The organism is Vreelandella sulfidaeris Esulfide1, from assembly GCF_054072535.1.
Map to the genome: position 1 here is coordinate 1,400,011 of NZ_CM133364.1, position 23,287 is coordinate 1,423,297.

20 protein-coding genes are annotated in these 23,287 nt (G+C 55.6%); 9 read left to right on the forward strand and 11 right to left on the reverse strand.

What is annotated here, in order from left to right; all coding sequences use genetic code 11:
* The first annotated feature begins 24 nt into the window (after nucleotides 1-24).
* The 3 genes from ACW44H_RS06420 to ACW44H_RS06430 are packed head-to-tail and all read left to right on the forward strand — an operon-like array spanning nucleotide 25 to nucleotide 5,015.
* Entirely contained in the window at nucleotides 25-1,773 is a 1,749-nt protein-coding gene (locus ACW44H_RS06420; RefSeq protein ID WP_457507844.1) for a type I secretion system permease/ATPase, read from the forward strand.
* Nucleotides 1,770-3,677, forward strand: coding sequence for a calcium-binding protein (locus ACW44H_RS06425; RefSeq protein WP_457507846.1), 1,908 nt, complete (start codon nucleotides 1,770-1,772; stop codon nucleotides 3,675-3,677). The genes ACW44H_RS06420 and ACW44H_RS06425 overlap by 4 nt, the downstream gene beginning before the upstream one ends.
* A 9-nt stretch (nucleotides 3,678-3,686) precedes the next feature.
* Nucleotides 3,687-5,015 carry an HlyD family type I secretion periplasmic adaptor subunit gene (locus ACW44H_RS06430; protein ID WP_457507848.1) on the forward strand — a complete coding sequence of 443 codons (1,329 nt, stop codon included), beginning with the start codon at nucleotides 3,687-3,689 and terminating at the stop codon, nucleotides 5,013-5,015.
* 313 nt (nucleotides 5,016-5,328) lie between these two features.
* On the opposite strand, the gene ACW44H_RS06435 is transcribed toward ACW44H_RS06430, so the two are convergent.
* Nucleotides 5,329-6,654: a tyrosine-type recombinase/integrase gene (locus ACW44H_RS06435; RefSeq protein WP_457507850.1), complete on the reverse strand. Its 1,326-nt coding sequence runs from the start codon at nucleotides 6,652-6,654 to the stop codon at nucleotides 5,329-5,331.
* Nucleotides 6,655-7,008: 354 nt separating this feature from the next.
* Here ACW44H_RS06435 and ACW44H_RS06440 point away from each other — a divergent pair, with 354 nt between their 5' ends.
* Nucleotides 7,009-7,497, forward strand: a complete 489-nt coding sequence (locus ACW44H_RS06440) for a CreA family protein (RefSeq protein ID WP_457507852.1) — start codon at nucleotides 7,009-7,011, stop codon at nucleotides 7,495-7,497.
* Between the two features lie 15 nt (nucleotides 7,498-7,512).
* Here ACW44H_RS06440 and ACW44H_RS06445 read toward each other — a convergent pair whose 3' ends face one another.
* Both ACW44H_RS06445 and ACW44H_RS06450 read right to left on the reverse strand, forming a co-directional pair.
* Nucleotides 7,513-8,085: a CAP domain-containing protein gene (locus ACW44H_RS06445; RefSeq protein WP_457507854.1), complete on the reverse strand. Its 573-nt coding sequence runs from the start codon at nucleotides 8,083-8,085 to the stop codon at nucleotides 7,513-7,515.
* On the reverse strand, nucleotides 8,066-8,554 hold the full coding sequence (locus ACW44H_RS06450) for a pyridoxamine 5'-phosphate oxidase family protein (RefSeq protein WP_113268311.1): 489 nt from the start codon (nucleotides 8,552-8,554) through the stop codon (nucleotides 8,066-8,068). The genes ACW44H_RS06445 and ACW44H_RS06450 overlap by 20 nt, the downstream gene beginning before the upstream one ends.
* Nucleotides 8,555-8,910: 356 nt before the next feature.
* On the opposite strand from ACW44H_RS06450, the gene ACW44H_RS06455 reads away from it, so the two are divergent.
* Both ACW44H_RS06455 and ACW44H_RS06460 read left to right on the forward strand, forming a co-directional pair.
* Nucleotides 8,911-9,906 (forward strand): GlxA family transcriptional regulator, encoded by a 996-nt coding sequence (locus tag ACW44H_RS06455; protein ID WP_457507856.1) that lies wholly within the window; start codon nucleotides 8,911-8,913, stop codon nucleotides 9,904-9,906.
* 78 nt (nucleotides 9,907-9,984) lie between these two features.
* A complete protein-coding gene (locus tag ACW44H_RS06460; protein WP_457507858.1) occupies nucleotides 9,985-10,953 on the forward strand; it encodes an ABC transporter substrate-binding protein in 969 nt (322 codons plus the stop codon).
* A gap of 34 nt (nucleotides 10,954-10,987) precedes the next feature.
* Here ACW44H_RS06460 and ACW44H_RS06465 read toward each other — a convergent pair whose 3' ends face one another.
* The 4 genes from ACW44H_RS06465 to ACW44H_RS06480 are packed head-to-tail and all read right to left on the reverse strand — an operon-like array spanning nucleotide 10,988 to nucleotide 14,150.
* Nucleotides 10,988-11,809: an alpha/beta hydrolase gene (locus ACW44H_RS06465; protein ID WP_457507860.1), complete on the reverse strand. Its 822-nt coding sequence runs from the start codon at nucleotides 11,807-11,809 to the stop codon at nucleotides 10,988-10,990.
* Nucleotides 11,810-11,824: 15 nt separating this feature from the next.
* Nucleotides 11,825-12,280 (reverse strand): thioesterase family protein, encoded by a 456-nt coding sequence (locus ACW44H_RS06470; RefSeq protein ID WP_457507862.1) that lies wholly within the window; start codon nucleotides 12,278-12,280, stop codon nucleotides 11,825-11,827.
* On the reverse strand, nucleotides 12,280-13,233 hold the full coding sequence (locus tag ACW44H_RS06475; RefSeq protein WP_457507864.1) for an L-carnitine dehydrogenase: 954 nt from the start codon (nucleotides 13,231-13,233) through the stop codon (nucleotides 12,280-12,282). The genes ACW44H_RS06470 and ACW44H_RS06475 overlap by 1 nt, the downstream gene beginning before the upstream one ends.
* Nucleotides 13,230-14,150: a 3-keto-5-aminohexanoate cleavage protein gene (locus ACW44H_RS06480; RefSeq protein WP_457507866.1), complete on the reverse strand. Its 921-nt coding sequence runs from the start codon at nucleotides 14,148-14,150 to the stop codon at nucleotides 13,230-13,232. Before ACW44H_RS06480 ends, ACW44H_RS06475 begins: the two co-directional genes overlap by 4 nt.
* Before the next feature lie 276 nt (nucleotides 14,151-14,426).
* Between ACW44H_RS06480 and ACW44H_RS06485 the strand changes: the two genes are divergently transcribed.
* Nucleotides 14,427-15,707, forward strand: coding sequence for a PQQ-dependent sugar dehydrogenase (locus tag ACW44H_RS06485; RefSeq protein WP_457507868.1), 1,281 nt, complete (start codon nucleotides 14,427-14,429; stop codon nucleotides 15,705-15,707).
* 90 nt (nucleotides 15,708-15,797) lie between these two features.
* On the forward strand, nucleotides 15,798-16,115 hold the full coding sequence (locus ACW44H_RS06490) for a c-type cytochrome (RefSeq protein ID WP_457507870.1): 318 nt from the start codon (nucleotides 15,798-15,800) through the stop codon (nucleotides 16,113-16,115).
* Between the two features lie 72 nt (nucleotides 16,116-16,187).
* On the opposite strand, the gene ACW44H_RS06495 is transcribed toward ACW44H_RS06490, so the two are convergent.
* From ACW44H_RS06495 to ACW44H_RS06510, 4 genes are read right to left on the reverse strand one after another with little or no spacing between them, the layout of a single operon-like run.
* Complete coding sequence (locus ACW44H_RS06495) at nucleotides 16,188-17,348, reverse strand: lipocalin-like domain-containing protein (RefSeq protein WP_457507871.1); 1,161 nt, start codon at nucleotides 17,346-17,348, stop codon at nucleotides 16,188-16,190.
* Nucleotides 17,345-19,846 (reverse strand): FtsX-like permease family protein, encoded by a 2,502-nt coding sequence (locus ACW44H_RS06500; RefSeq protein WP_457507872.1) that lies wholly within the window; start codon nucleotides 19,844-19,846, stop codon nucleotides 17,345-17,347. The genes ACW44H_RS06495 and ACW44H_RS06500 overlap by 4 nt, the downstream gene beginning before the upstream one ends.
* A complete protein-coding gene (locus ACW44H_RS06505; RefSeq protein ID WP_457507874.1) occupies nucleotides 19,843-20,508 on the reverse strand; it encodes an ABC transporter ATP-binding protein in 666 nt (221 codons plus the stop codon). The genes ACW44H_RS06500 and ACW44H_RS06505 overlap by 4 nt, the downstream gene beginning before the upstream one ends.
* Nucleotides 20,509-20,561: 53 nt before the next feature.
* Nucleotides 20,562-22,121 carry a sensor domain-containing diguanylate cyclase gene (locus ACW44H_RS06510; protein ID WP_457507876.1) on the reverse strand — a complete coding sequence of 520 codons (1,560 nt, stop codon included), beginning with the start codon at nucleotides 22,119-22,121 and terminating at the stop codon, nucleotides 20,562-20,564.
* Between the two features lie 359 nt (nucleotides 22,122-22,480).
* Between ACW44H_RS06510 and ACW44H_RS06515 the strand changes: the two genes are divergently transcribed.
* Nucleotides 22,481-23,209: a GntR family transcriptional regulator gene (locus ACW44H_RS06515; RefSeq protein WP_457507878.1), complete on the forward strand. Its 729-nt coding sequence runs from the start codon at nucleotides 22,481-22,483 to the stop codon at nucleotides 23,207-23,209.
* Nucleotides 23,210-23,287: the final 78 nt, after the last annotated feature.

Below are 23,287 nucleotides of genomic sequence, written 5' to 3' on the forward strand. Positions count from 1 at the left end.
ATTTAGGGTGCAGGGGTAGTTCACATGCGCAAAAGAGACGCTAGTACGTCGGCGAAGCGCAAGAGCGCAGAAAAGCTGACCAAAGGTTTCCGAGGAATCTTTTTCTTTCTATTCGGCATGTCGGGGATCATCAACATCCTCGCACTGACCGGTGCCTTCTACATGCTGCAGATCTACGACCGGGCGCTGACCAGCGGGAGCGTTTCGACGCTGGTCGCCATCTCCGTTCTGGCGCTCGGCCTGTATTGCTTTCAGGGGATGTTCGACACCATCCGCTCCCAAATTCTTGTTCGCGTCGGCGCACGCCTCGATAGAAGGATCGCGCCGTTGGCCCATCGGGTTGCGATCGACATGCCGCGTTTCGGGTTTTCGACCGCTGAATCACTGGAGCGTGGCCGCGACGTGGATACGGTGCGCGGCTTCCTGGGAAGCCAGGGCCCCGTGGCTCTGCTGGACCTTCCCTGGATGCCGCTTTTTCTCTTGTTTGTCTACATACTGCACCCCTACCTTGGTGCGCTGGTTTTTCTCGGCGGATTCATCCTGGCCATGCTCGCGATCGCTACGGAAATGAAGACGTCCAAGCTGAGCAGTGCCATGCAGCAGGCTGCCGTTACTCGCAACACTATCGCCGATTCCAATGCTCGCAATGCGGAGATTCTCAAGGCGATGGGCTTTGCAGGTCGTGCGGTGGCGCGCTTCAATCGGGCGAACGACGATCATCTGGAGTTGCAGACGCGAACGAACGATGTCAGCGGCACCTTCGGAGCGGTCTCACGAGTTTTGCGTATGGTCCTGCAGTCGGCCGTCCTTGGCCTCGGAGCACTGCTCACTATTCAGGGAGAGCTTAGCGCTGGCGCAATCATCGCCGCTTCTATTGCATCTGCGCGGGCGCTCGCCCCCATCGATCTTGCGATCGGCAACTGGAAGAGCGTCGTCGCTGCGCGAACAGCGTTCGCACGGCTGAAGGAAACCGTCATGGCACTGGCGGAGACTGAAGAACCGATGGAACTGCCCAACCCGACTTCATCCCTCAAGATCGAGAACATCACTGTCGCAGCCCCCGATTCCGGACAAGTCCTGCTCAGCGAACTGAGCTTCGAACTCAAGGCTGGCCAGGCGATTGGGATCATCGGTCCTAGTGGTGGCGGCAAAACCACATTGCTGCGCGCGTTGACAGGTATCTGGCCCGTGCTGCGGGGAAGCGTGCGGCTCGACGACGCGGAGCTCTCACAATGGCACGACGAAGCTCTCGGTCAGTTCATTGGCTATCTGCCGCAGGAGGTCGCGCTACTTAATGGCACGATCGAAGAGAACATTTCGCGGTTTCAGGAAACACCGGATTCCCAAGCAATCGTAGCGGCGGCGATGGCCGCAAGCGTCCATGAGATGATCGTGCGTTTGCCAAACGGCTATCGAACGCAGCTCGGCTCGCTCGGCACCTCCCTGTCAGGCGGCCAGCGACAGCGGATCGGACTCGCCCGTGCACTATTTGGCAATCCCTTTATCGTCGTCTTGGACGAGCCCAATTCCAACCTCGACGCCGAAGGCGAAGCAGCGCTGACGGCGGCCATTGAAGGTGTGAGGCAGCGAGGCGGCATCGCCGTCGTGGCTGCCCACCGCCCAAGCGCTCTGGCGGCCGTCGATCTCGTGGGGGTTATTCAGAACGGCCGGCTGAGCGCTTTCGGACCGAAGGAGGAAGTCATCGGCAAGTCCAACATACGCGAAGTGCATACTGCCGGATCGCCGAAGAAAGAGGCCGTCGCTCGAACATGAACATGATTAACGTCAAAGGCACGAAGAACGCCTTACCGGAATCTGATGCCTCGCAGCGCTACGTTCAGAAGAGTGGGGATGAAGTCTCGCGGGCGCCTCTGGTTATCGGCGGTCTACTGGCGGGGGTCGCTGCTTACCTTGGCTCGATCTTTTCCTGGGGCCGGGAGCCCCAGCCACCACCACAGACGAAGAGCGGGGACACAGCCGCGGAGTTGTTACAGGCAGCGAAGCCGGCCGCCACGGCAGCGGAGATCGAAACGCCGGCGGAGGTGGACCAAAGAGCCTCCTCCCCGCGCAGGGCTCAGGACGACCTGTCGGGTTCCAAAAGCTTCAGCGCCGGAATGTCTCCAGTCGACGATGCTCCGCGATCGATGCCGCTTCGTAATTCGGGCGACAGCGGAAACATGCCGTTCATAGCTGGACCGGCAAGCGAAAACGTGGACGGTGCAAGGATAGGCCGAAGTGCTAGCGCCGCTGGCACACCGCCTGCCGACACTGCTAATCCGGAAGGTGAGCATTCCTCACCTGATGGCGACGGCCCCTCCGGTACGGAATCACCACCGGAAGACGACCCGCTCGAACACGGAGATAAAAATAACGAAGAAGATGACGATGTCGAGATTAGGCCCGACGGCAACCGTGCTCCTCGAGTGTCAGGTCCCGTCTATCTGCTGGACGTGGCGCCTTGCATGGCACTCTTAATCGCCTTCGACGATCTGCTGCGCAAGGCAGAGGACCCCGATGGTGACGTCCTCTCGGTTCAAAACCTGTCCGTTTCCACCGGCGAGCTTACTGAAGTGGAAGGGGGGTGGGTGTTCCAGAGCGACACCGGGCAACCGGGGCCGGTGACCCTCCACTATGAGATCACTGACGGCGAACTTACGATCGATGCCGTCGCCCACTTTTCCGTTGTCGAGCAGCCCGTTATCGAAGGAAGCGCGGCAAACGACATGCTTCTCGGCAGCCTGTGTGCCGATGAGATCGACGGCGCAGGTGGCGATGACAACATTGATGGACGGGCCGGCAACGACGTCATAAATGGAGGAGCGGGAGACGACCACATCGTCGCTGGGGACGGTGACGACGTGGTGTTCGGCGGCGATGGGAATGACATTATTTTCGGCGGCGCGGGAAACGACCATCTGTTCGGTGGATCCGGCGACGACAGGCTATTCGGCGGTGAGGGCGATGACGTGATCTTCGGCAACGCCGGTGAAGATCTTCTGAGCGGAGGATATGGCGACGATCTTCTGCTCGGGGGCGATGGTAACGACGTGATTATGGATGGTGCGGGTCGCGACCGAGTTTTCGGCGGCATGGGAAACGATCGGATCGTGGCGGCGCTCGATGCGGACGATGACGTGAATGACGGCGGCGGAGGCACGGACACCCTCGACTACAGCCACGCGACGGAAAGACTCATGGTTGATCTCGTCAACGGCGTTGCCAGCGGAGTGGAAATCGGCCATGACTTCATCACCGGTTTCGAAAAAATGCTTGGTGGCCGAGGAGCCGATCAGTTCATTTTCGGCAGTGAATCGGTCGCGCTCACTGGCGGCGCTGGTGATGACGTCTTTGCGTTCGCCAGCGCCGGTGGGGAACGACCGAACGCCGTTTCGCAAGTGATTATGGACTTTGGGGTCGGAGACCGTATTCGTATATCTGAATACGATATTTTCTGGAAAGCCGACGAGTCGGAAGACCGTTTTGACCAAATCTACCGCGATGACGACGATGACGATTTGCCGATACGCTATCGCCACGACCGGGACGATGGAAGCGAGTGGACCGTGATCGAGACCAACTTCGACGACGAGATGTGGGCGACGGCGGTCACGCTGCAGGGAGCGCACAAGCTGTCGTGGTCTACAGAGCGTGACGATAGTCTCGAGTGGCTATCATAGGAGCACAAAATGAGCACATATGATCTTTCCGGCGGTACAACCAAGCTCTCGCCGAATCCAGAAAACTCTTTTCGACTCGGCCCGCGTGTATTTGTGGGTGCGGCTCTCGCGCTGTTTCTGCTGCTTGGAGCCGGCGGCTGGGCCGCGAGCGCTCAACTAAGTGGGGCCGTCATCGCGCAAGGATCCGTGACGGTGGATCAGAACCTTAAGTCGATACAGCATCGTGACGGCGGCATCGTCGGCGAGATTGCCATCAGGGAAGGGGACTTCGTTCGAGCGGGAGAAGTACTGATGCGGCTCGAAGACACACAGACGAAAGCGGAGCTTTCGATCGTGCGTTCTAAACTCGTGGAATTGGCCATCAGGAGAGCGCGCCTGCTGGCAGAGCGGGACGGGCTTGCGGCAATCGAGTTCCCGTCCGACTTGAACGCAGACGACTCTCCGGATGTTTTTCTCGGCGAAACACGCCTCTTTGACGGCAATCACACAAGTCGCCAAAGTAAGAAGCAACAGCTCGAGCTCAGTGTCGAGCAAATCGAAGAGGAGATAAAGGGGCTGGAAGCGCAGCGGCAATCGAAAGACGAGGAATTCCATCTAGTTCAGACTGAATACGAGGGGAATAGAGGACTCGCTGACAGAGGGCTGATTGCACGGACTCTTCTCGTTCCGATGGCGCGTGACAAAGCAAGAATTTCAGGTGAACGCGGTGAGATCCATGCATCCATCGCCAGAGCGAGAACCCGCATGAGTGAAATTCGCCTCCAGATTATTGCGATCGATGAGGACGCTCGTACCGAGGCGCAGCGGGAATTAAGTGCCGTGGAGGCGGAATTTTCAGAATTGCGTGACCGTCGCATCGCCATTGAGGATCGGCTGGCGCGAACGGACATTCGCGCTCCGATTTCTGGAACCGTTAATGAGCTGAACATCCACACGATAGGAGGCGTGATCACGCCGGCCGAAGAGCTTGTCACCATCGTTCCAGAAGACGCCAAATTGAAGGTCGAGGTAAAACTTGCTCCGATAACCATCGACCAAGTCTGGGTCGGTCAGCCGGTCAGGCTCCGTTTTACTGCCTTCAACCAGAGAACGACACCTGAGCTCAAAGGCGAGATCATCTATGTTTCCCCAGCGACAACACGCGACGACGTAACTGGCGAGATCTACTACCTGGGCGATGTTGATGTTTCTGCAGAAGAGCTTAAGAAGCTTGGCGTTACTACGCTGCTGCCTGGTATGCCAGTCGAAGCCTTTATCACAACGGAAGAGCGCACCGCACTGACGTATTTTATTAAGCCTATCACTGACCAGTTCAGTAGGGCCTTCCGAGAAGAGTAAAGCAGGGTGCTCTGCCTTTGAAAATAGACACATTTCTTATGAGTGTTCTTCTCGGAAGTCGTGACGGAAATACAAGTGCCTAACAAGACCCACGAAGCGGCCGGGCAACCGATCGTGTGGGTTACCCGGCGCCTCAAAACTGCGTTCCAGTATTTCTCTGAATGACAGTTTCTGGCCGATACCAGCCAAAAAAAGCCTGCGATTTATCGCAAGATCCATTTTGTAATATGGCGCGCCCAGGCAGGATTTGAATCTGAGACAAAGCTAGCTGCATAAGAGGTTTAGTAAGAGGCCAAGCATTTCGCAAAAAAATTTATCTTACTAATTTGGTGATACTTACAACGTTTGAACTCGGTTTTTCAACAACTTGCGCAGCTACTACTTCTCCCCAGCGCTCCCAAATGTCCACTTGTGATTTCCAACGAACAGCGCGGTTATAGGTGCCCAGTAGTTTGGGTGGGGCGTGTGCCAACATCATTTCGACTAAAAGCGGGTCTGCCATAAGCGTTTCTGTCGCTTGAGTTGCAAAAGAGCGTCTCAAATCGTGAACGGTGAAGTGATTAAGGTGGAAAAGTGGTGCAAATTCGTTATGGGATTTGGTAGCGCGTCCTTGTAAGCGTGAAATTGCAGTACTCAAACTATCAGGATGAAGCGCTTTCCTTGTACCTTGCGTGGATGTAAAAACAAAATCTCCGTTAGCCAGCTGGCGTTGCTCGGCAAGCAATTCAAGTACTAGCGAGTTGAGGTGTACTTGATGTTGTCGTCGTGATTTGGTGCGTTCAGCAGGAATTGTCCACGTATCTTTCTTTATCTCCTCCCAGCGCATAAACGCCACTTCACTACGACGGCAACCAGTTAGGATTAGTAGTTTCAAAGCATTAGCAACGGGAATGCTTAACACGGCTGTCGCAGCCTTGCCTTGAGTATCAGCACGTATTTCATCTATAGCCCGCCATAACTGGCGCAATTCAGTTAAGGGTAAGTGTCGCTTCCGGGGCGGGGACGCCGACGCGGCAATATCGGCTGGTGTAAGCCCATCGGTGGGGTTAACTTCAATTTGCTCTCGCTTCTGGCAATAACGCAGCATCTGACGCAGTAGGTTCAAACTATGGCGCGCCTCCACCTTAGCTTTACTTGAAGCTTTCTCTAAAATGTCGATTATCAGACGGCGAGACACGTCACGAACATAATAATCAGCCAGCCGAGGAGCTAGGTGACGACGCCACCTCCCATGTTGTTGAGTCACTGTTTTTGGAGTAGGGGGCTGCTTATTACGCCCTGGTGTCTGTTGGTAGTGTTCTACCCATCGGTCAAACGCCTCCTGCATAGTCCAGGCGGCTAAGTTATTTGCCTTTTCATAGGCTCTTTGTTTTCGCGGGTCAAGGCCTAGCTCTACTAATTTTACAGCCTCCCGATGGGCTTGACGAGCCTCGCGCAGCTTCATAGCTGGGTAACTACCAAGCTGTAGCTCGTGTTGCTTCCCATTAATACGATAGCGATATAGCCAACGCTTAGCATCTCGATCGGAGCGGGCTTCTAGTGCTAGACCTCCGACACCACGATTTGTAACGCCTTCTCGTACTTTGGTTTTATTCTCACAAGGCTTAAAAGCTATTACTTGCTTTTCTGTGCTGATCATAATGTACCCAATCGATGCTTTTCCGACCCCACAGGCGACCCCACAGGTAACGCAGTATAGAATGAGGAAGCATGAGACACAATAAGACGCATATTTCTCATAATCTATTGATTTTGATAAATATCATAGTCTATTAAGAGACAGTGTGAGTATGTATGAAACATTGAAAAATCCTGCTCCTAAGCGGCAGGTCGCAGGTTCGACTCCTGCCAGGGACGCCAATCGCCTCAATCGCTTTATTTTTACTCCCTCTCCACTCCTACATTTTTCCAATAGCTCTCCAAGAGCTGCGCGCATCAGGTATCCTCTCTGCTTGCCAACCCCCCGGCTGATTTTTTGCCAAGGACGTTCCTCATGCTTTTCCCAAAACACATTGCTCTCACACCGTTCATCGTTGTATTTGCATTGCTTCCAACAACGCTACTTGCTCAGGATGCCAGCATCGGTAGTGTGCGAACCGAGTTCAAATTACTTGGCCCGAACAACACCATTGAAGTGGAGCGCTTCGATGATCCGAAAGTACAGGGCATCTCCTGCTATCTTTCCTACTCGCAAATAGGTGGCATCTCCGGTGCAGTGGGGCTTGCCGAAGAAGCCAGTGAGGCCAGTGTGGCGTGCCGACAGACGGGAGAAGTTATCTTCGACCCTACTGACGTTGAGGACCAAGAGGTGGTTTTTACTCAACGCCGCTCGGCGCTTTTTAAAAATATGCGCGTCGTCCGCATGCACGATACCGAAACGCAGACCTTTGTATACCTGACCTACAGCACCAAGCTGGTCGATGGCTCGCCTAAAAATGCGATCACGGCTGTTCACTACGGTGAGTTAGGTGGCGGGCAATAATTAGCTCGTGGGCGCTTAGCGTGGATTGCCTAGCGTTTGTGTCCAGTAGGTTGAGTAGCGCGACTCCGAATCCTCGGCGTTTGCCATGCCCATCTCGGTAAAGGCGTCGCTCATAATATTACGGCAGTGACCGGGACTTTCTAGCCAGCCTTCTACCACGGCAGAGGCTGATGCTTGGCCAGCGGCAATATTTTCTCCCACTGCTTGCCATACGTAGCCTTGGTTTTCGATACGCTGCTGAATCCCGATACCATCCGGGCCGGTATGGCTAAAGTAGTCATTCTCTGCCATATCTTTTGAGTGGTCCTCGGCAGCGGCTTCAAGCTTGCAGCTCCAAGTTAACGATTCCACGGCTTCGTATCGTTGGTCGCCGCATTGCCGCGCCTGGCTACGTGCTTCGTTCACCAGTGATAGCATTTCCCGCTTCTGATCGGTGAGTTCGCATTCGCTCTGCCGAGAGGCTTCGCTACTTTGCGGTTCGTCAGAAGCCCATGAGCCACTTGGGCCCATGAGCATTAATACACTCAGACTGAAAAGCGCCTTGATGGAAGGGCACATCAGCATTCGATTAACCGCCAAACTTTTCATTTTCGCCCATGTTCGGGGTGGCATCTTTTTTGATGTTGGCTTTGGCGATCTCGTAGAGTTGGAACGTTTTGCTCTCCTTGGCTTTCCAGTGCTCGCCCATCTGCACCTTAATTTCCAGCAGGGCGACGTCCGGGTCGTCCTTACCTTCTGGGAACCATGCCGCGATGAAGGGGTTCCAGTATTTCTCGATCAACTCACGGTTGTCGGTAAGGTTGGCTTTACCCGATAGCGAAACGTAGACACCATCTTCCTGATCGGAGAAGCTTAGGCATACGTCATGGTCGCTTTCTGTTTCAAACACTTTTTCAGCACTCCGACGAGTGTAGAACCAAAGGGTGCCGTCATACTCATCCTGAACCAAGTGCATTGGCCGTGCGCGGGGTGTGTCGTTGTCCAAGGTGACGAGCATGCCAACTTTGATATCCTTGATCATTCCCCATATCTTCTGCTTATGCTCAGGGCTGGACATAATTTCACTCTCCTTATGAGTTGGATGTTTAAATGGTCATCGACAATGCTTGTACGCTAAAGATGACTAGATAAAGCCTAGCTACCATTTTCGACATCGGCAAATGCTCATTGAACAATCACGCCTTTCGCCAAGTGATATCCTGCTTGAGGTCTTCCAGGTGACTCGCCAGAATCAGATTAACGATTTATTGTATGGTCAGGGATGAAGCCGCTAATGCTCAACAGTTCTATAGACCGCTATTGCCATTTGCCTGATCGCCGGGTCGAAAATCAGTGGCAGCTTTACCGCTCTGATCGTCTCGATAATGACTAGCGCGTTTTGGGTATCCTATATGACCGACTTTGAGTATTGCGATGCGTCTTAATTACCAAGGCCCACTCCCGGAAATGGTGGGCTTTTTATTGTTGCCGCAGTATTCGATGATGGCTTTTTTTGCCGCCGTGGAGCCTTTGCGTATAGCGAATCGCATTGCAAACCGCCCGTTGTTCGATTGGACGCTGATCAGTGCGGATGGCGGGCCGGTGACGGCATCTAACGGCATGACGCTGATAGCTGACCAGGCAACGTCAGATGTGCATCATTTACCTTCGCTAGCGGTATGCAGTGGCTTTACGCCGGAAGCACATCTTAGCCGGCCGCTAATGGCCTGGCTTCATCAGTTGGATCAGGCGGGCTGTTGCCTGGGCGGTATCGACACGGGCGCGTTTTTGCTCGCGGCAACCGGCCTGTTAAAACACGAGCGAGTGGCGCTGCACTGGGAGAGTCTGCCGGCCTTTCGTGAGCGCTTTCCAGGTATTGAAACCACCGATGAACTGTATGCACTAGGCGAGCGGCGTTTCTCATGTGCGGGCGGGGCAGCGGCAATGGATATGTCGCTGGAAGTGATTGCCAGGCGCCATGGCGCAAAATTGGCCATCGATGTTTCCGAGCAACTTATCCATGACCGTATCCGCACCCGTAGCGACCAGCAGCGCATGGCATTGGTAAAACGCCTGGGGACGCATAACAGGAGAGTCGTGGAGGCGGTGGCGCTAATGGAGCAGAACTTGGAAGAGCCGCTTGCGCTCGAGGACGTTGCCAGCCGGGTAGAGGTGTCGGTTCGCCAGTTGCAGCGCTTATTCGAACAAGAGTTGGAGGTCACACCGCGCCAATGGTACCTGCAACTGCGCATTAAGCGCGCCCGGCGGCTGCTGGCCGAAACAGATTTGGCGGTACTTGCGGTTGGCTTAGCCTGTGGCTTTAGCTCGTCATCGAGCTTTGCACGCTCCTTTCGTACGCATTATGGGTATTCACCCCGGCAAGTGCGGGAAAAAGCGAAGAAGGCGGCAATTGAGTCGCCTAATGTTTGATAAGTGTCGCATGGTGACTAGTAGTAGGGAGGCAGCCGCGCATACTGACTAAACCCAACTAATAAGAGGTTCAGTGTTATGTCTTTACCGGCCAAGTCTTTCCCTTCCAAGTCCTTTGCTAACAAGTCGCTGTCGCTAAAAGCGGGCTTTTTACTTTCTGCGTTTGTTGCCACGCCTGCCATGGCGGAGCTCGATGAGCTGCGCTTTGGCGTCCCGCCTTGGCCTGGTGTCACCGTTAAGTCCGAAGTGGCAGCGCAACTGTTGGAGACGATGGGGTACGAAACGCGTCAACAGGATTTGGCCGTGAGCGTGATTCTGGAGGGTTTATCGCGCAACGATTTGGAAATCTATTTGGGCGGCTGGTACCCGGTACAGACGGATATGGTTGAGCCGTTGGTCGCCGATGGGAAAGTAGAAAAAGTGGTTTCCAATATTAGTGGCGCCAATTCCGGTTTGGTGGTGCCTCAGTACGTTTACGATGCCGGGGTCACCACGGTGGCTGAATTGGCAGCCCATTACGATCAGTTCGACGGTGAAATACAGGGAATCGAAGCGGGCACTGGGATCAATGAGGCGATTCTAAACGCGATCGACAATGACCTGGCGGGCCTGGGCGATTGGCAACTGCGCGAAAGCTCGACCTCGGCCATGCTTGCCCAGGCGGAGCAAAAAATGGCTGACGAGGAGTGGGTAACGTTTGTCGGTTGGGAACCGCACTGGATGAACGTAAGCTTCGATTTAGCCTACTTGGCGGATAGCGATGACGCGGGTGTGGCCTCTATTGAAAGCACGGTGTGGACTATTACCCCTGCTAGCCTGGCTAAGGAAGCCCCCCAAGCGCACCGCTTTCTGTCCCAGTACGTCGTGACCATCGAAGACCAGAACGAGTGGGTGCACGAATATAGCTATGAAGAGCGCCCTGCTGATGAAGTGGCCCAAGAGTGGATTGAGGACAACTTGGATACCGTGGCTGAGTGGCTGGAAGGCGTTGAAACCCGTGATGGCGAATCCGCTATTGAGCAGGTACGGGCTCAGTTCGGCGCTTAATCGCCCGTTGACGTAGCCCCCACGACAAAGCGTCTTATGGTTTAAGGCGCTTTTTTAGTGCCTGACAAAATGCCTGCCATGTGCTCCCCATCTCGGCTAATTGAGATTGAGCGTGAAGGGCGCCATGCACCATCTGCGGTGCGCAGCGATAGCCTATCGAGGCACCTTTATGTCGCCAGTCTGTCACCGCGGCTTCGATTGGCCGCGTCAAAGGGTCGTGCTCTACGGTGAGTATTTCGATACGTGAAGCCGGTGGATAGCGATCCCGCTCAGTGGCGATGATTGCCGGGCATTGCGCCCGAATGCTCAATACATCGCTACGTGACAGTAGCGGTGCATCCTTCCCCAGGCTCGCGAAGGAAAGCTCACCGACCGGTGGATAGATCAACCCCAGCGGCGGCGCATCGCTCAACGAGTGAGCAAGGCCAATCGCTAGCCGCCCGCCCGCACTATCGCCTACCAGGGCGCTTGGCTGAATGGCTTCTAATACCGTACGGCACTCTGCCAGCATGGCGGGGTAATCTACCTCGGGCGCAAGCCGGTAGTTCACGCTGACCACTTCGCGATTGAGCGCCTGGGCCAAGCTGGCGGCGGTACCATGGTGGCTATCAACGGAGCCGATCATAAAGCCTCCCCCATGGATAAACAGTATTGCGCCAGGCGTTGATGGCTGGGGAATAAAGCGGCGCACGCTGACGCTTTCTATCTCGCTATCTTCAACCCGCATGCCGTCTGGGTCGGGTGGGGTGAAGGTGCGGCAAAGCTTATCGTAGGCTCGCCGCGCTTGGGGCAATGGCATTTCTGCCATCACCTCGAGCCCCGCGCCAAAGCGCTGAATAAACGCGTCTACGTTCATCGCATGTGCTCCCTGTTAACGACGAATGCCGATGGTGCGGCCAGCTAGCTCCGGCCAGGCATCACGGTTTGCCCTAGGGAGTGCTGCGATGCGATGTGTGACCGCTTCGGGGAAGGGGCTTGGTCGGCCTGACGCTTGCTTCATGCCCATTAGCATCTGTTCGCTGGTGGCCAGCAGGTTGGCCTCGTCATCGAACATGGCGAAAAACACGTGCAGCCGTTTGGCATCGCTATCGAGCAGCGTTAGATCAATAGTGAGTGGCTGGTCTTGATGTGCTTCACGCCGATAGCAAAGATGCGTTTCCAGGGTATAGATCGTGTAGCCATAGTGCTCACGGCCCGTTGCATCCAAGCCTATCTGGTCAATCAATGCTTCGCAGGCCTGGGAAAAGACGCGGGCATACTCCGCATCATTCATGTGCCCGTTGTAGTCGACCCAGTCAGCAGCGACCTGGGTTTCCAGGATGATCATTAAATACGCCCCTTTAAGCCTTCGGCCTCCGGCCAGTATTTTTGCACTACCTCTAGCAGCTCAACTAAAAAGTCATCCCTGCGACGATCAAGTGTCGCGACCGAGCGGCCAGCCGCCTGATGTTCGCAGCCTTCGACCACTTTATCGATCAACTCATCGGTAAGCTCGGGGGCTTCCAGCTTGGTCCAGGGCAGTTTTAATGCGGGGCCAAACTGCTCCAGCATATGGCGCATGCCGGGTTCGCCACCGGCCAGGTGGAAGGTGAGGAAGGTGCCCATCAGTGACCAGCGCAGCCCGCAGCCGTAAACAACGGCGGCATCGATCTCTTCGGTGGTGGCCACGCCATCGTTGACCAAGTGCAGGGCTTCCCGCCACAGCGCTTCCATCAAGCGGTCGGCGATATGCCCTTCAATTTCACGGCGCACTACCAGCGGGCGCATGGCGAGCGCCTGATACAGCCCTTGGGCGGTGGCAATCTGCGCTGGCTGGGTAGCCTCACCGCCCACAAGCTCCACCAGAGGCAGTAAATACACCGGGTTGAAGGGGTGAGCGACGATCACGCGGCCGGGCGCTTTTTGGCAAAGCCGTTGCAGATCGGTGGGCTTAAACCCGGAGGTAGACGAACCAATGATAACGTCCGATTCGGCAACGGCATCAATGGCCGCCAGAATCTCTTGCTTCAGTTCAAGGCGCTCAGGCACGTTTTCCTGAATCAAGTCTGCGTCGTTCACCGCCTCTTCAATCGTGGTGACGAAAGTCAGTCGATCAGGGTTAGCGTGGGGAGCAAGGCCGAGCTTTCTTAACGAGGGCCAGGCGTTGTCGATAAACGCACGGGTACGCGCCGGTGCGTTGGGATCTGGGTCGAAAGCGACGACGTTCCAACCTTGGGCGAGGGCGCGGGCGATCCAACCGTTGCCAATCACGCCGGTACCAATAACGGCTAAGCGGCTCATGCATCACCTCCTGTTGTGCTACCCATGATACGTCCGGTTACTGGGTCGCGTAGCTTGAGATGCGCGCGGGTTTCTGCGGGTGTCATCACCTTTGCACCTAGATTCTCGATAATGGTGGCGGCTTTTTCGACCAGTTGGCCGTTATTGGCCAGCACGCCTTTTTCCAGAAACAGGTTGTCTTCCAGGCCGACCCGGGCGTGGCCGCCTAGTAGCACCGCTTGCGCCACCATGGGCATTTGATGGCGGCCAATGCCGAAGGCGGCCCAGTTGGCGTTGGCAGGTAATTTGTTGCGCATGGCCAGCATCGTTTCGGTGTCTGCTTCGGCTCCCCAGGGGATACCCAGGCAGAGCTGGTAGAGCGGGGCGCCGTCGATCAGGCCCTCTTGCTGGAGCTGGCGGGCAAACCAGACGTGGCCCAGGTCAAAGCACTCCAGCTCCGGCTTAACGCCAGCGGCTTGAACGAGGCGGGCGTGCTCGCGCAGCCAGTCAGCCGGGTTGACGTAAACCATGTCGCCAAAGTTTAGGCTGCCACAATCCAGCGTACACAGTTCGGGAAGCAGTTCGCCCACCGGGGCATGGCGTTCCGCGGGCGTTTGAATATCGGTGCCGGGGCCGCCGCGGGTGGGGTCTTGTGCGTCGGGTATCCAGTCGCCACCGCCACCCGCGGTGATGTTCATGACGATATCCACATCCGCTTCGCGAACCCGCTCCATTACCTCACGGAACTGCGCGGTAGAGTGGCTGATGCCGCCGGTTTCTGGGTCACGCACGTGAATATGCGCGATGCTGGCCCCGGCGTGAGCCGCTTCGATACAGGACGCCGCGATGGCCTTGGGGGTGACGGGAACGTTGGGGTTTTTGGCGGTGGTGTCACCCGCGCCAGTGACGGCACAGGTGAGAATGACATTGCGATTCATGGCGCGCTCTCTAGTAACGATTGATTCGCTTACTAGTGTGTCGCGGTGAGCAGAGAATAGTTGTCGTAATGCGTCATTCGCTATACATAAATGGTTGTTTTTGGCGTATGGGGCGCTCCCAATCCAGTTTTAAGCCCTCGGGCAGCTTGCCTGGGGGTATTTTGATCAAGCACTCACTGAGAAGACGTATTGACCGCTTTGATTGCCGATCTAAACTCAATATGCGCGTGCAAGGTTAATAATAATGACAAACAACGTATGGAAGGAGTGCTTGCCATGTACCCGAAACCCACACTGCGACCGCTAGGTGCAGCCATCGCCGCGGCGGTCTTCGCCGGTTTGCCAGCGGTCACGACTGCCGATACTGGCCCCGAACTTAGCCAAACCGAGGTGTTGTCTGGCCTTGAAAACCCCTGGGATATGGCTTTTTTGCCTGATGGGACAATGTTTTTCACCGAACGCTGCCGTGGCTTATCAGTGCGGCTCCCCGATGGCGATGTTCAACACCTGCTAGGCATGGAAGGCACCGATGAGTATGCCACCACTGCTGATGATCTTGTCTGCCAGGGACAGGCGGGGATGAACGGTGTAGCGGTCGATCCAGATTTTGACGAAAATCGCACGATCTATGTGTACTCGGCGTCCAACATCTCTGAGCCGCGCACCAATCGCGTGCTCCGCATGACGGTCAACAGCGATTTTGATGAGGTTGCAGATCGCACCGATATCGTCGAGGACATTCCCTACAAGCCTGAAGCTACCGACCACCCCTTCGGTGATGCTGGCGCCCATAATGGTGGACGAATCCGTTTCAGCCCGGAAGATGGCTATCTCTACGTGACCACTGGCGATAACCATAACAGCGAGATTCCTCAGTCGCCGGACCGCTTAGGGGGCAAGGTGCTACGTATTGATCGTGACGGCAATGCTGCCGAAGGTAACGAGCCACCCGAAGGGTTCGATCCACGCATCTATACCTATGGCCACCGCAACGTTCAGGGCATTACCTTCCACCCCGACACCGGCCAGCCAATCGTGACCGAACATGGCCCCTGGCATTCCGATGAGGTCAATGCGCTGGTCAATGGCGGCAATAGCGGCTGGGATCCGCGACCCAATATGGCGGGTCGTGGCGATTGCCCCGATGATTACTGCGGTTATGAACCCAATCAGGGCGAAGGGATGGATCCTAAGGAGCGGGCGGCCTATATGCCGGTCACCGATACCGAAACCTACCCCGATGCCATGCAACCGGCCTGGGGCAACGATGGGCTTTCCCAAGGCATCTCCTCGGCCGAGTTTCTAACCGGTGAGCAGTGGGGAGAGTGGGATGGTCGCCTGTTAGTGGGCTTTTTGGGGATTGGCTTTGGCGGAACACCCGTCGGGCAACGCATCAACGTCATGGATATTGCGGAGGATGGCCTTTCGGTCAATGACGTTGCCGAAATGTCACCACCCATGGGGGCTGCACGTTTCCGCTCGATAGTGCTAGGGCCGGATGGCGACCTGTATACAGCCGTTGATGAAGGCAGCATTTACCGCATCACGCCGGAATGAGCCATTGGCAGCCGCGCTGAACGATCACAGTGCGGCTGCTCTCTTACCGCCCTATTGGTTCAAGCGCCATTGAGAGGGAACAAGGCCATTATGAAGAGATTATGCTTTTTCGTTGTTGCGACGGCACTGACGGTGGCGTCGGCCAGTGTGCCAGCTGCCGATAAGGCCGCTGGAGAATCGATGTACGCCGATGCCTGCGCCCAATGCCACGGCCCCTCCAGAAAGGGGATGGCCAGCTTTCCATCCTTAACGGGCCGGAGTGTGGACTACATCACCTCTCGGCTTGAAACCTATCGCGCCGGCGAGCGGGTCGGTTCGAACTCCGCGCTGATGATTCCTAATGCTGCCGATTTATCGGATGACGACATTGCCAATCTGGCTGCTTATATCGCCGATGAAGCCGAGTAATAAAATAAGAGCTTTTGGCAGGCGTTGCCTGCCTCCATTCAGCTATCCATGCTGTTGTTAAGCCCCGGCTTGTTAATATCCGGTCATTTCCAGGTAGCCCTCGCCACGCGGTTCGCCGCTGGCGCGATCACTGACCTCTACTTCGCCCTCCCAGTAGGGCACGCTGGTGGTCATCCAGCGGTTGGCGTAGGGCGCTTCGACGTTAACATCTACATCGACTGACGGCACTTCCAAACGCCAGCGGGTAGGAATATACCGCCCGGCCACGACGGAGGTGGCTAGCGGTGTCATGGTTATATCCGCGTTGGTCAGTGATGTGGTTTGGCCTTGGGGCGTTATCCATGTGCCGGAGCGATAGTTACTTCCTTCCTCGCCGTCACCGCCGCCGCGTAGTTGAAACGCCATCAGCTTGTGACCGGCATCAAGGTGAATCGAGAACCAATCCCAGCCTGATTGGCGGGCGTCCAATAGCTGGCTGCTCCATTCGCGATCCAGCCAGCCGCGCCCGCTGACCGTTTTGGTTTCACCGTGAAGGGTGACGTCGCCGGTTATCTGCCAGAAGGGCTGGCTGTAGTACATGGACCCCTGGCCATTGGCGGCTTTCTGGCTAAAGCCAGCTTCGCCGTGCAGCACTAGTGGGCCTTCGGCAGCCAGTTTCAACGTATAGCCAAAACGCGACGCACCTTCGCCGCTGTAAGCGGTGAGTGTGAGGTGATTAAAATCGTTACCATCGGCTTCTTCACTTGCTTTAAGCTGCCAATCATCCAACCAGGCATGAAAGGGGCTAGAGATTACGCCTGCTTGGCTGTCCTGTAGCGTGTTCAAGGGAGCCTGGGAGTGGCTGCGTCCGAAACGTTCGGCCACTTGATGCTGCTCTCCTTGGGAGATCGCCATATGGGCCATCCAGAGCTGGTCGGCGGCCCAGGGAGTCGGTGCAGGGCGTTCGCTAGGTGGCATCAGCGCCTGGCGAAATAACGTCCACTGTAGGCCAAGTGGATCACCGTCGTTGTCTTCTAAATTGGCGGTTAAATACCACCATTCGATACGGTAATCTGGATGGGCGACATGATCCGTTGGGAACGTCAGCAGTTGGTGGGGCTCAGCGTGTTGGAAGCCATCGGCATCCTGGCCCAAACCGGCAAAGCCAGCGTTACTCGTTGTTGACTGATCCTCAGGGCTACAGCCGCTTAAATTGAGGGCAGTGATGAGTATTAGCAGTCTGATTAGGCTCATTGGTTGGCCTCTTCCGCCAGTAGCGTGCGCGGCGAGGTGCGCCAGAAGCGTAGCGCTGGTAGTGCTGCAGACAGTAGCGCCACAGTGACCGCGGTCGTCAGCGTAACAGCCATTTCACTGGGGAATAGGTAGAGTGGCAGTCGCCAGCCGAAGGCGGCTACGTTAATGATGGCGACCAATCCCCATGTAATGGCAATGCCCAGCGGAAGCGCCAGTAAGCCGGTCACCAAGGCCGCGCCCCCCAGCTGTGCCATGCTGAGTTGGGCAAGCTGGGACCGAGAAATACCCAGCGCCCATAGCGGTGCTAACTGTTGGCGCCGGCTGCGTGCCTGAGCCAACAGGCTGGTGAACAGGGCGAGGGCCGCTACCGCCAGGGTCAAACCATTGAGGGCGCGGGTGATGGTGAAAGTACGCTCAAAAATCTCGGTGGCGATGCGTTTGATTTCGGTTTGATCGCTCAGAGCGTCGCTGCCGAGGTCAAAGCGTTCACGCAGGGCAGCACGCAGGGTATCAACATCAGCGTCATCACTCAGCACTAATCCCATAGAGCTAGGTGGCGCATCAAACCGCGCGGCAAGTTGGGGAGATGCCATCAGTACCTGACCGCTGGGGTTGCCGTAGTCGGGGTAAATAGCGGCGATAGTCAGCGTTTCATTGGCGCCCAGCGCGTTAAGCGTCAGGCGATCACCGGGGGAAAGGTGCTCTGCAGTGGCAAGCTGTTCATTGATAAAAATTGCGCCATCACTAAAAGCTGCCCAGGCGGATGAGCGGTCTTGTTGGGTTGCCAGCAGCGGCCAGTGTGGAGTGAGTGATTCACCAGGGGTAATGCCGTAAAGTTCGATAGGCGTGCCTAAAGAGCGGCTGCCTTCCTGCGTAGTGGCAGTCTGCAGGGTTGCATCGCTGCGCCGAGTGAGTAGGCGCTCGAAGACCTCCGGGCGATCAGCCAGCCAAGCATCAATATCCGCATATTGCTCGGTAGGGGCATTTAAATAGAGCGAGGCGACTAGGCGCTGATCGAGCCAGTCTAAAAACGTCAGGCGAAAGCCACCTACCATGCTACCGACCCCCAGATTGGTCGCTAAGGCGATAAGGAGTGCCTTCATGGCCAGTGACAATCTGGGGAGCTGAAGCTGCATATCCGCCAGCGCCCAGTGAATAAGCGGGCGTCGCCGGGTGAGGTGCGTCAGCCCTTTTAGTAGTAGTGCTAAAAAGGGTGGCAGCCACAGTGCGCTAGCCAGAAGTAACGCCGCTACAAGCGTAAAGCCTGTCACTAATCCATCGCCCGGGGGCTGAAATCGAAGCCAAACATACAATGCTAGCGCAACGCCCATCGCGAAAGCGCCGCCGATGCTCATTAGCGATAATTGGCGGCGGTAACCGCTACGCCAGGCCTGCATCTGGCCTAGCTCCAACATGTTTAAGCGGGCCGCGCGCCATAGCACGCCGCTGCCCGCCAGCAGCAGCCCTCCAAGGCTAACCCCCAGCCCACCGACCCAGTAATGCCAGGGTAGGTTAAGCTCTTGCCCGACACCTGCGCCATAAAGTGAGCCCAGGGTGGCCGCGACATCGGGCAGTAACAAGCGTGCCAGCCATACGCCGCTGGTTATACCAGCAAGCGCTCCGACTAGGCCGAGCAGGAGCAGCTCTAAGCTGAGCGCTAGCACTAAATTGCGCCCCGATACACCCAGCACTCGCAGGGTACGCAGCATGCCCAGGCGTTGCTCCAACGTTAGGCCTAGCGCTGCTTGAACGATGAATAGCCCCACGACCCAGGCAAGTAGCCCCAGCGCGGTAAGGTTCAGGTGAAAGCTTTCAGTCAGTTGGCCAGGGGAGGCAAGCGTGGCGGCGCGGGTAAGCGTTAATCCGGCAGGCGCTTCAGTGAGTGCCCCCGGGGCGGTAACGATGCGCGTTAACTCATCGCCGCTTTCAAGCAACCGCGCTGCGGCGGCAATATCCATGATCAGCGTGCCCGGCGGTAGCGCTGGCGCTAAAACGAGCGGTGGGAGTGTTTTGTCATCTGCCAAGGGCGGGGTGGCAGCCGATGCATTTTCGCGCGGTATCCCAAGGGCTGCCAGGGAGTCAGGCGCTACGCGTGCTTGCCACGGGGGCGTTAGAAAATCGCTTAACGACGCGGAGGTGTTGGCTTGGGCCAGCGCGTTATCGCTGGGCAGGGTCAGCGGATCAATGCCGATCAGGGTTAGCCGGGTGCCATCTTGGGTAACGATTTCACCCTCTAGCATGGGCGACACGGGCAAGCCTGCTTGGCGCAGGGCGTAATACTCGGCGCGGTTAAGCGGTGTGCCATCGCGCCGTTCAAGCTGATCCAGCTGGGTGTCAAACAGCGCATCGGCGCGAGCATAGCTGTCCCGCGCGGTAGCGTTGATCGCTTGGATGCCGCTCCATAGGGCGCTAGCTACCCAGAGACCGAGTAGCAGCATCATCATTTGGCCGGGGTGGCGCCGGTAGTGGCTAAGTAGCGTGGATAGCACCCGGGTCATAGTGCCGCTTCGAGTAGATGACCATGGCTCAGGCGTAGGCAGCGATCAAGCGGAGCCGCCACTTGAGGGCTATGGGTGACGATAAGCAGGGCGCATTGCGTTTCGTGAACCAGGCTTAATAGTAGTTCAAGCACTTCGCCTGCGGTGGTTTCATCCAAATTGCCAGTTGGTTCATCGGCCAGCAGCAGAGGCGGGCGCGGCGCTAGGGCGCGGCCAATGGCTAAGCGCTGCTGCTGGCCGCCAGAGAGCTGCTCCGGATAGCGTTTTTCCATGCCACTTAGCCCAAGCCGCTCAATGAGGTAGCCTGCCCATTCGTCATCGTCACGCTTGGCTAAGCGCGCCTGTAAGCGAAGATTGTCGATCACCGTTAGGCTGGGGACTAAATGAAACTGCTGGAAGACTAAACCCAATTGCTCGCGGCGTAGCTTGGCGCGGGTGGGCTCGGGGAGTGACGCGACGTTCTGGCCTTCGAGGGTAATGGCACCTTGGTCGGGAAGATCTAATCCAGCCGCAAGGTGCAGTAGGGTGGATTTGCCACTTCCCGATTCGCCCATCAGCGCTAGACTTTGACCTGCGGCCAAGCGCAGGGAGACATTATCGAGTACCCGCAGCGGACCTTGGGGGGTCGCATAGGTTTTATGTACTTGATGAAGTTCCAGCATAGGCTGCTCTTGGTGCTCTGGTGCTGTTCGGTGCTAACCGCACACGCAGCAGGCTAATCGTTAATAGGCATAATAGATGCGCCGCGTTCGCCATATACCGCTATCCCGCCGCGCCCTGTACGCTTAATGAAATACATGCTTTTATCGGCTGCATCAATGAGCTCATCGGCATTTCCAAACCCGCCGTCCTCCAAACAGGCAATGCCGATGGAGACTGAGACATGAATCGTCTCTTGGTCATTGTGGGCCATCGGGGTTTTTTCCAGTCGTTGGGCGATGCGTCTAGCGAACACAAGGGCTGCAGTGGCGCTTTCATCGGGTAGAATAATCAAAAACTCCTCGCCACCCCAGCGCCCAGCCAAGTCACCTTCACGAATTAACGCTTGCAGCGTTTTGCCAAAATTTTCGAGAACGAGATCACCCACCTGATGCCCGTATTGATCGTTCAGCTTTTTAAAGTGGTCAAGATCAATAAATACCACGGACATAATGCGAGACTGCTCCTGGCAAAGAACAAAACGTTTGTGTAGCTTTTCTTCAAGCCAAGCTCGGTTTGCGAGGCCGGTTAGCGCGTCTGTACGTGAGCGCTCTTCTAACTCATCCTGCCGTTGGCGTAACGAGACGAGTTCAGCGTGTTGCGCATCAAGGCGTGCATTGAGCTGTAATGTTTGCCGAAACAATAGCTGCTGCGCCTCGGCAAGCAGTGATTCGTTATCCTGCAGAGGTGGCGCAGCCATTTGCAGCATGTCGGCTAGCGCTGGTAATTGTTGCTGAATATTCTCTAATAATTGCCCTAAAGAGAATGAATGAGCGCCCTCATAGGTTTGAAATTCCCTTATCACAGCGACTAATGATTGGGCCGGGTGCGAAGAGAGCCAGGCATCGGCGATGGGCCCCGATAACTGGATACACAGTATGTCTGTGGCGGCCATGTTGTATTCGCCATGGCTATCACAGATACGTTGAGCGAGCGGTGTTGGCACTCCCCACTTAGCCGCAAGCCAAGCGCCGACTTGAGAATGATCGCAGCCAAAGAGTCGTTGCTCAGATTCTGATAGCTGTCGATGAGACAATGCGGCTTCAAGATATAAATCAGTGCTTTCTTTCGGGTAGGTGGCACGTAAAGCCATAATCCCAATGTCTTGGAGTAACGCTGCCGTAAACACAGGGCCCGCCATATCCGGGCAAAGATGGATGGCAAGGTATCGTGCCGCTAAAGAGGCGATGATGGAGCGCATCCAAATACGTTGATAATGAGCGTCTATGCCTTTGTTTTGAAGAAGGCTGAAACTCATCACTGCTGCCAGTGTGGCATCTAACCCCAAGCGAGCAGTGGCTTCCTGACACGAATGTACTTTGGTATGTGTATGCGAGAAGAAGGCGCTGTTGGCAAGCGTAATTATCCGCATGGTCAAGGCAGGGTCACGCTCAATGGCATTGGCAAAGTCGGTAACCGAAGGTTGCTCAGTGCGCGCTATTTTTAATACGTTGATAGCGACGGAAGGTAACGTAGGCAAGGTCGGGCATTGGAGTAGGTCAGCTACCAAAAAGGTAGGTAATTCAGCCGTTAAGATTAAGTCTTTTGAATTATCCTTTGCCTTGATGACCTGCATTGCTTTCTCCTAAATCTTATGGGCTTGCAGCAACAGCCTTAAGCCATTCCCTGGCATTTGTTGTTTGGGCGTGAAGGTGTTCAAACGTTCGTATTAAGTGATCATAGGCGACTTACTGACAAAATACTTGTATCTGGTTCAAACTATTTTGCTAAAGAAAGACTTAAAAATACTCTAATCGGTTTTGCTTTGTAAGATATTTCTTACAAAAATACAGGAAGATGGCTATGTAGGTAGCTATTGGCTAGGTAGTTATAAGCTATGCAGCTAAAGGCTAATGTATCGGGTCTTTTTTTATTTTCATATAACTACCATACTAGTCATAGCAGATAGATAGCCAAAGGAATCGTCGAAGTACCATGAAGATGAACTTGCAAGCAATGTGGCAGAGGACAAACAGCGACGTGTCGGTGCGCCAACGTCTTAATGACGTATTGCGGCAAGCCATTATTCGTATGGAGCTGGCACCAGGACAGGCGCTTTCTGAAAAAGAGATTGCAGACTTATTTGCTGTTAGTCGCCAACCAGTGAGAGAGGCATTTATACGCCTTTCTGAGTCAGGCTTGGTGGAAGTGCGTCCTCAACGGGGCACCTATGTTGTGCGCATTTCGCGCCAAGCAGTGCTAGAGGCGCGATTTATTCGTGAGTCGCTGGAAGTGGCTATTACCCTGGAAGCTGCCAAAAACTCAATTCCTTCTAGTGTGTTGATGGAATTGAACGAACTGATTGAGCGCCAACGTAGTTGTATTGAGCGTCAAGATCATGATCGCTTTTTCTTTCTTGATGAGATGTTTCATCGAACCTTGGCCTTATCCACGGGGCAAGCCATGGCATGGAAAGTGATTGAAGACGTTAAAGCACAACTGGATAGGGTGCGGTATTTGAGCATTCCTGATTCTACACCCATCCCTAAATTGGCCGATCAGCATCAGGCCATCGTGGATGCGATTTCTGCTTCAGATACTGAGGCGGCAGAGCAAGCAATGATCCATCATCAGCGTGAAATACTTCACTCGCTGCCTGAATTAGAGCGCCGCTTTCCGGAGTTGTTTGAAAATGCAGGTGTGGGCTCTCCTGGTTATCTATAAAACCTGCAAGTTAGAGCAACAACGCAACATAGGTCGCGTGACGTAAGTCCAGTCAGAGCTGGCTGGTGAATTACCAAC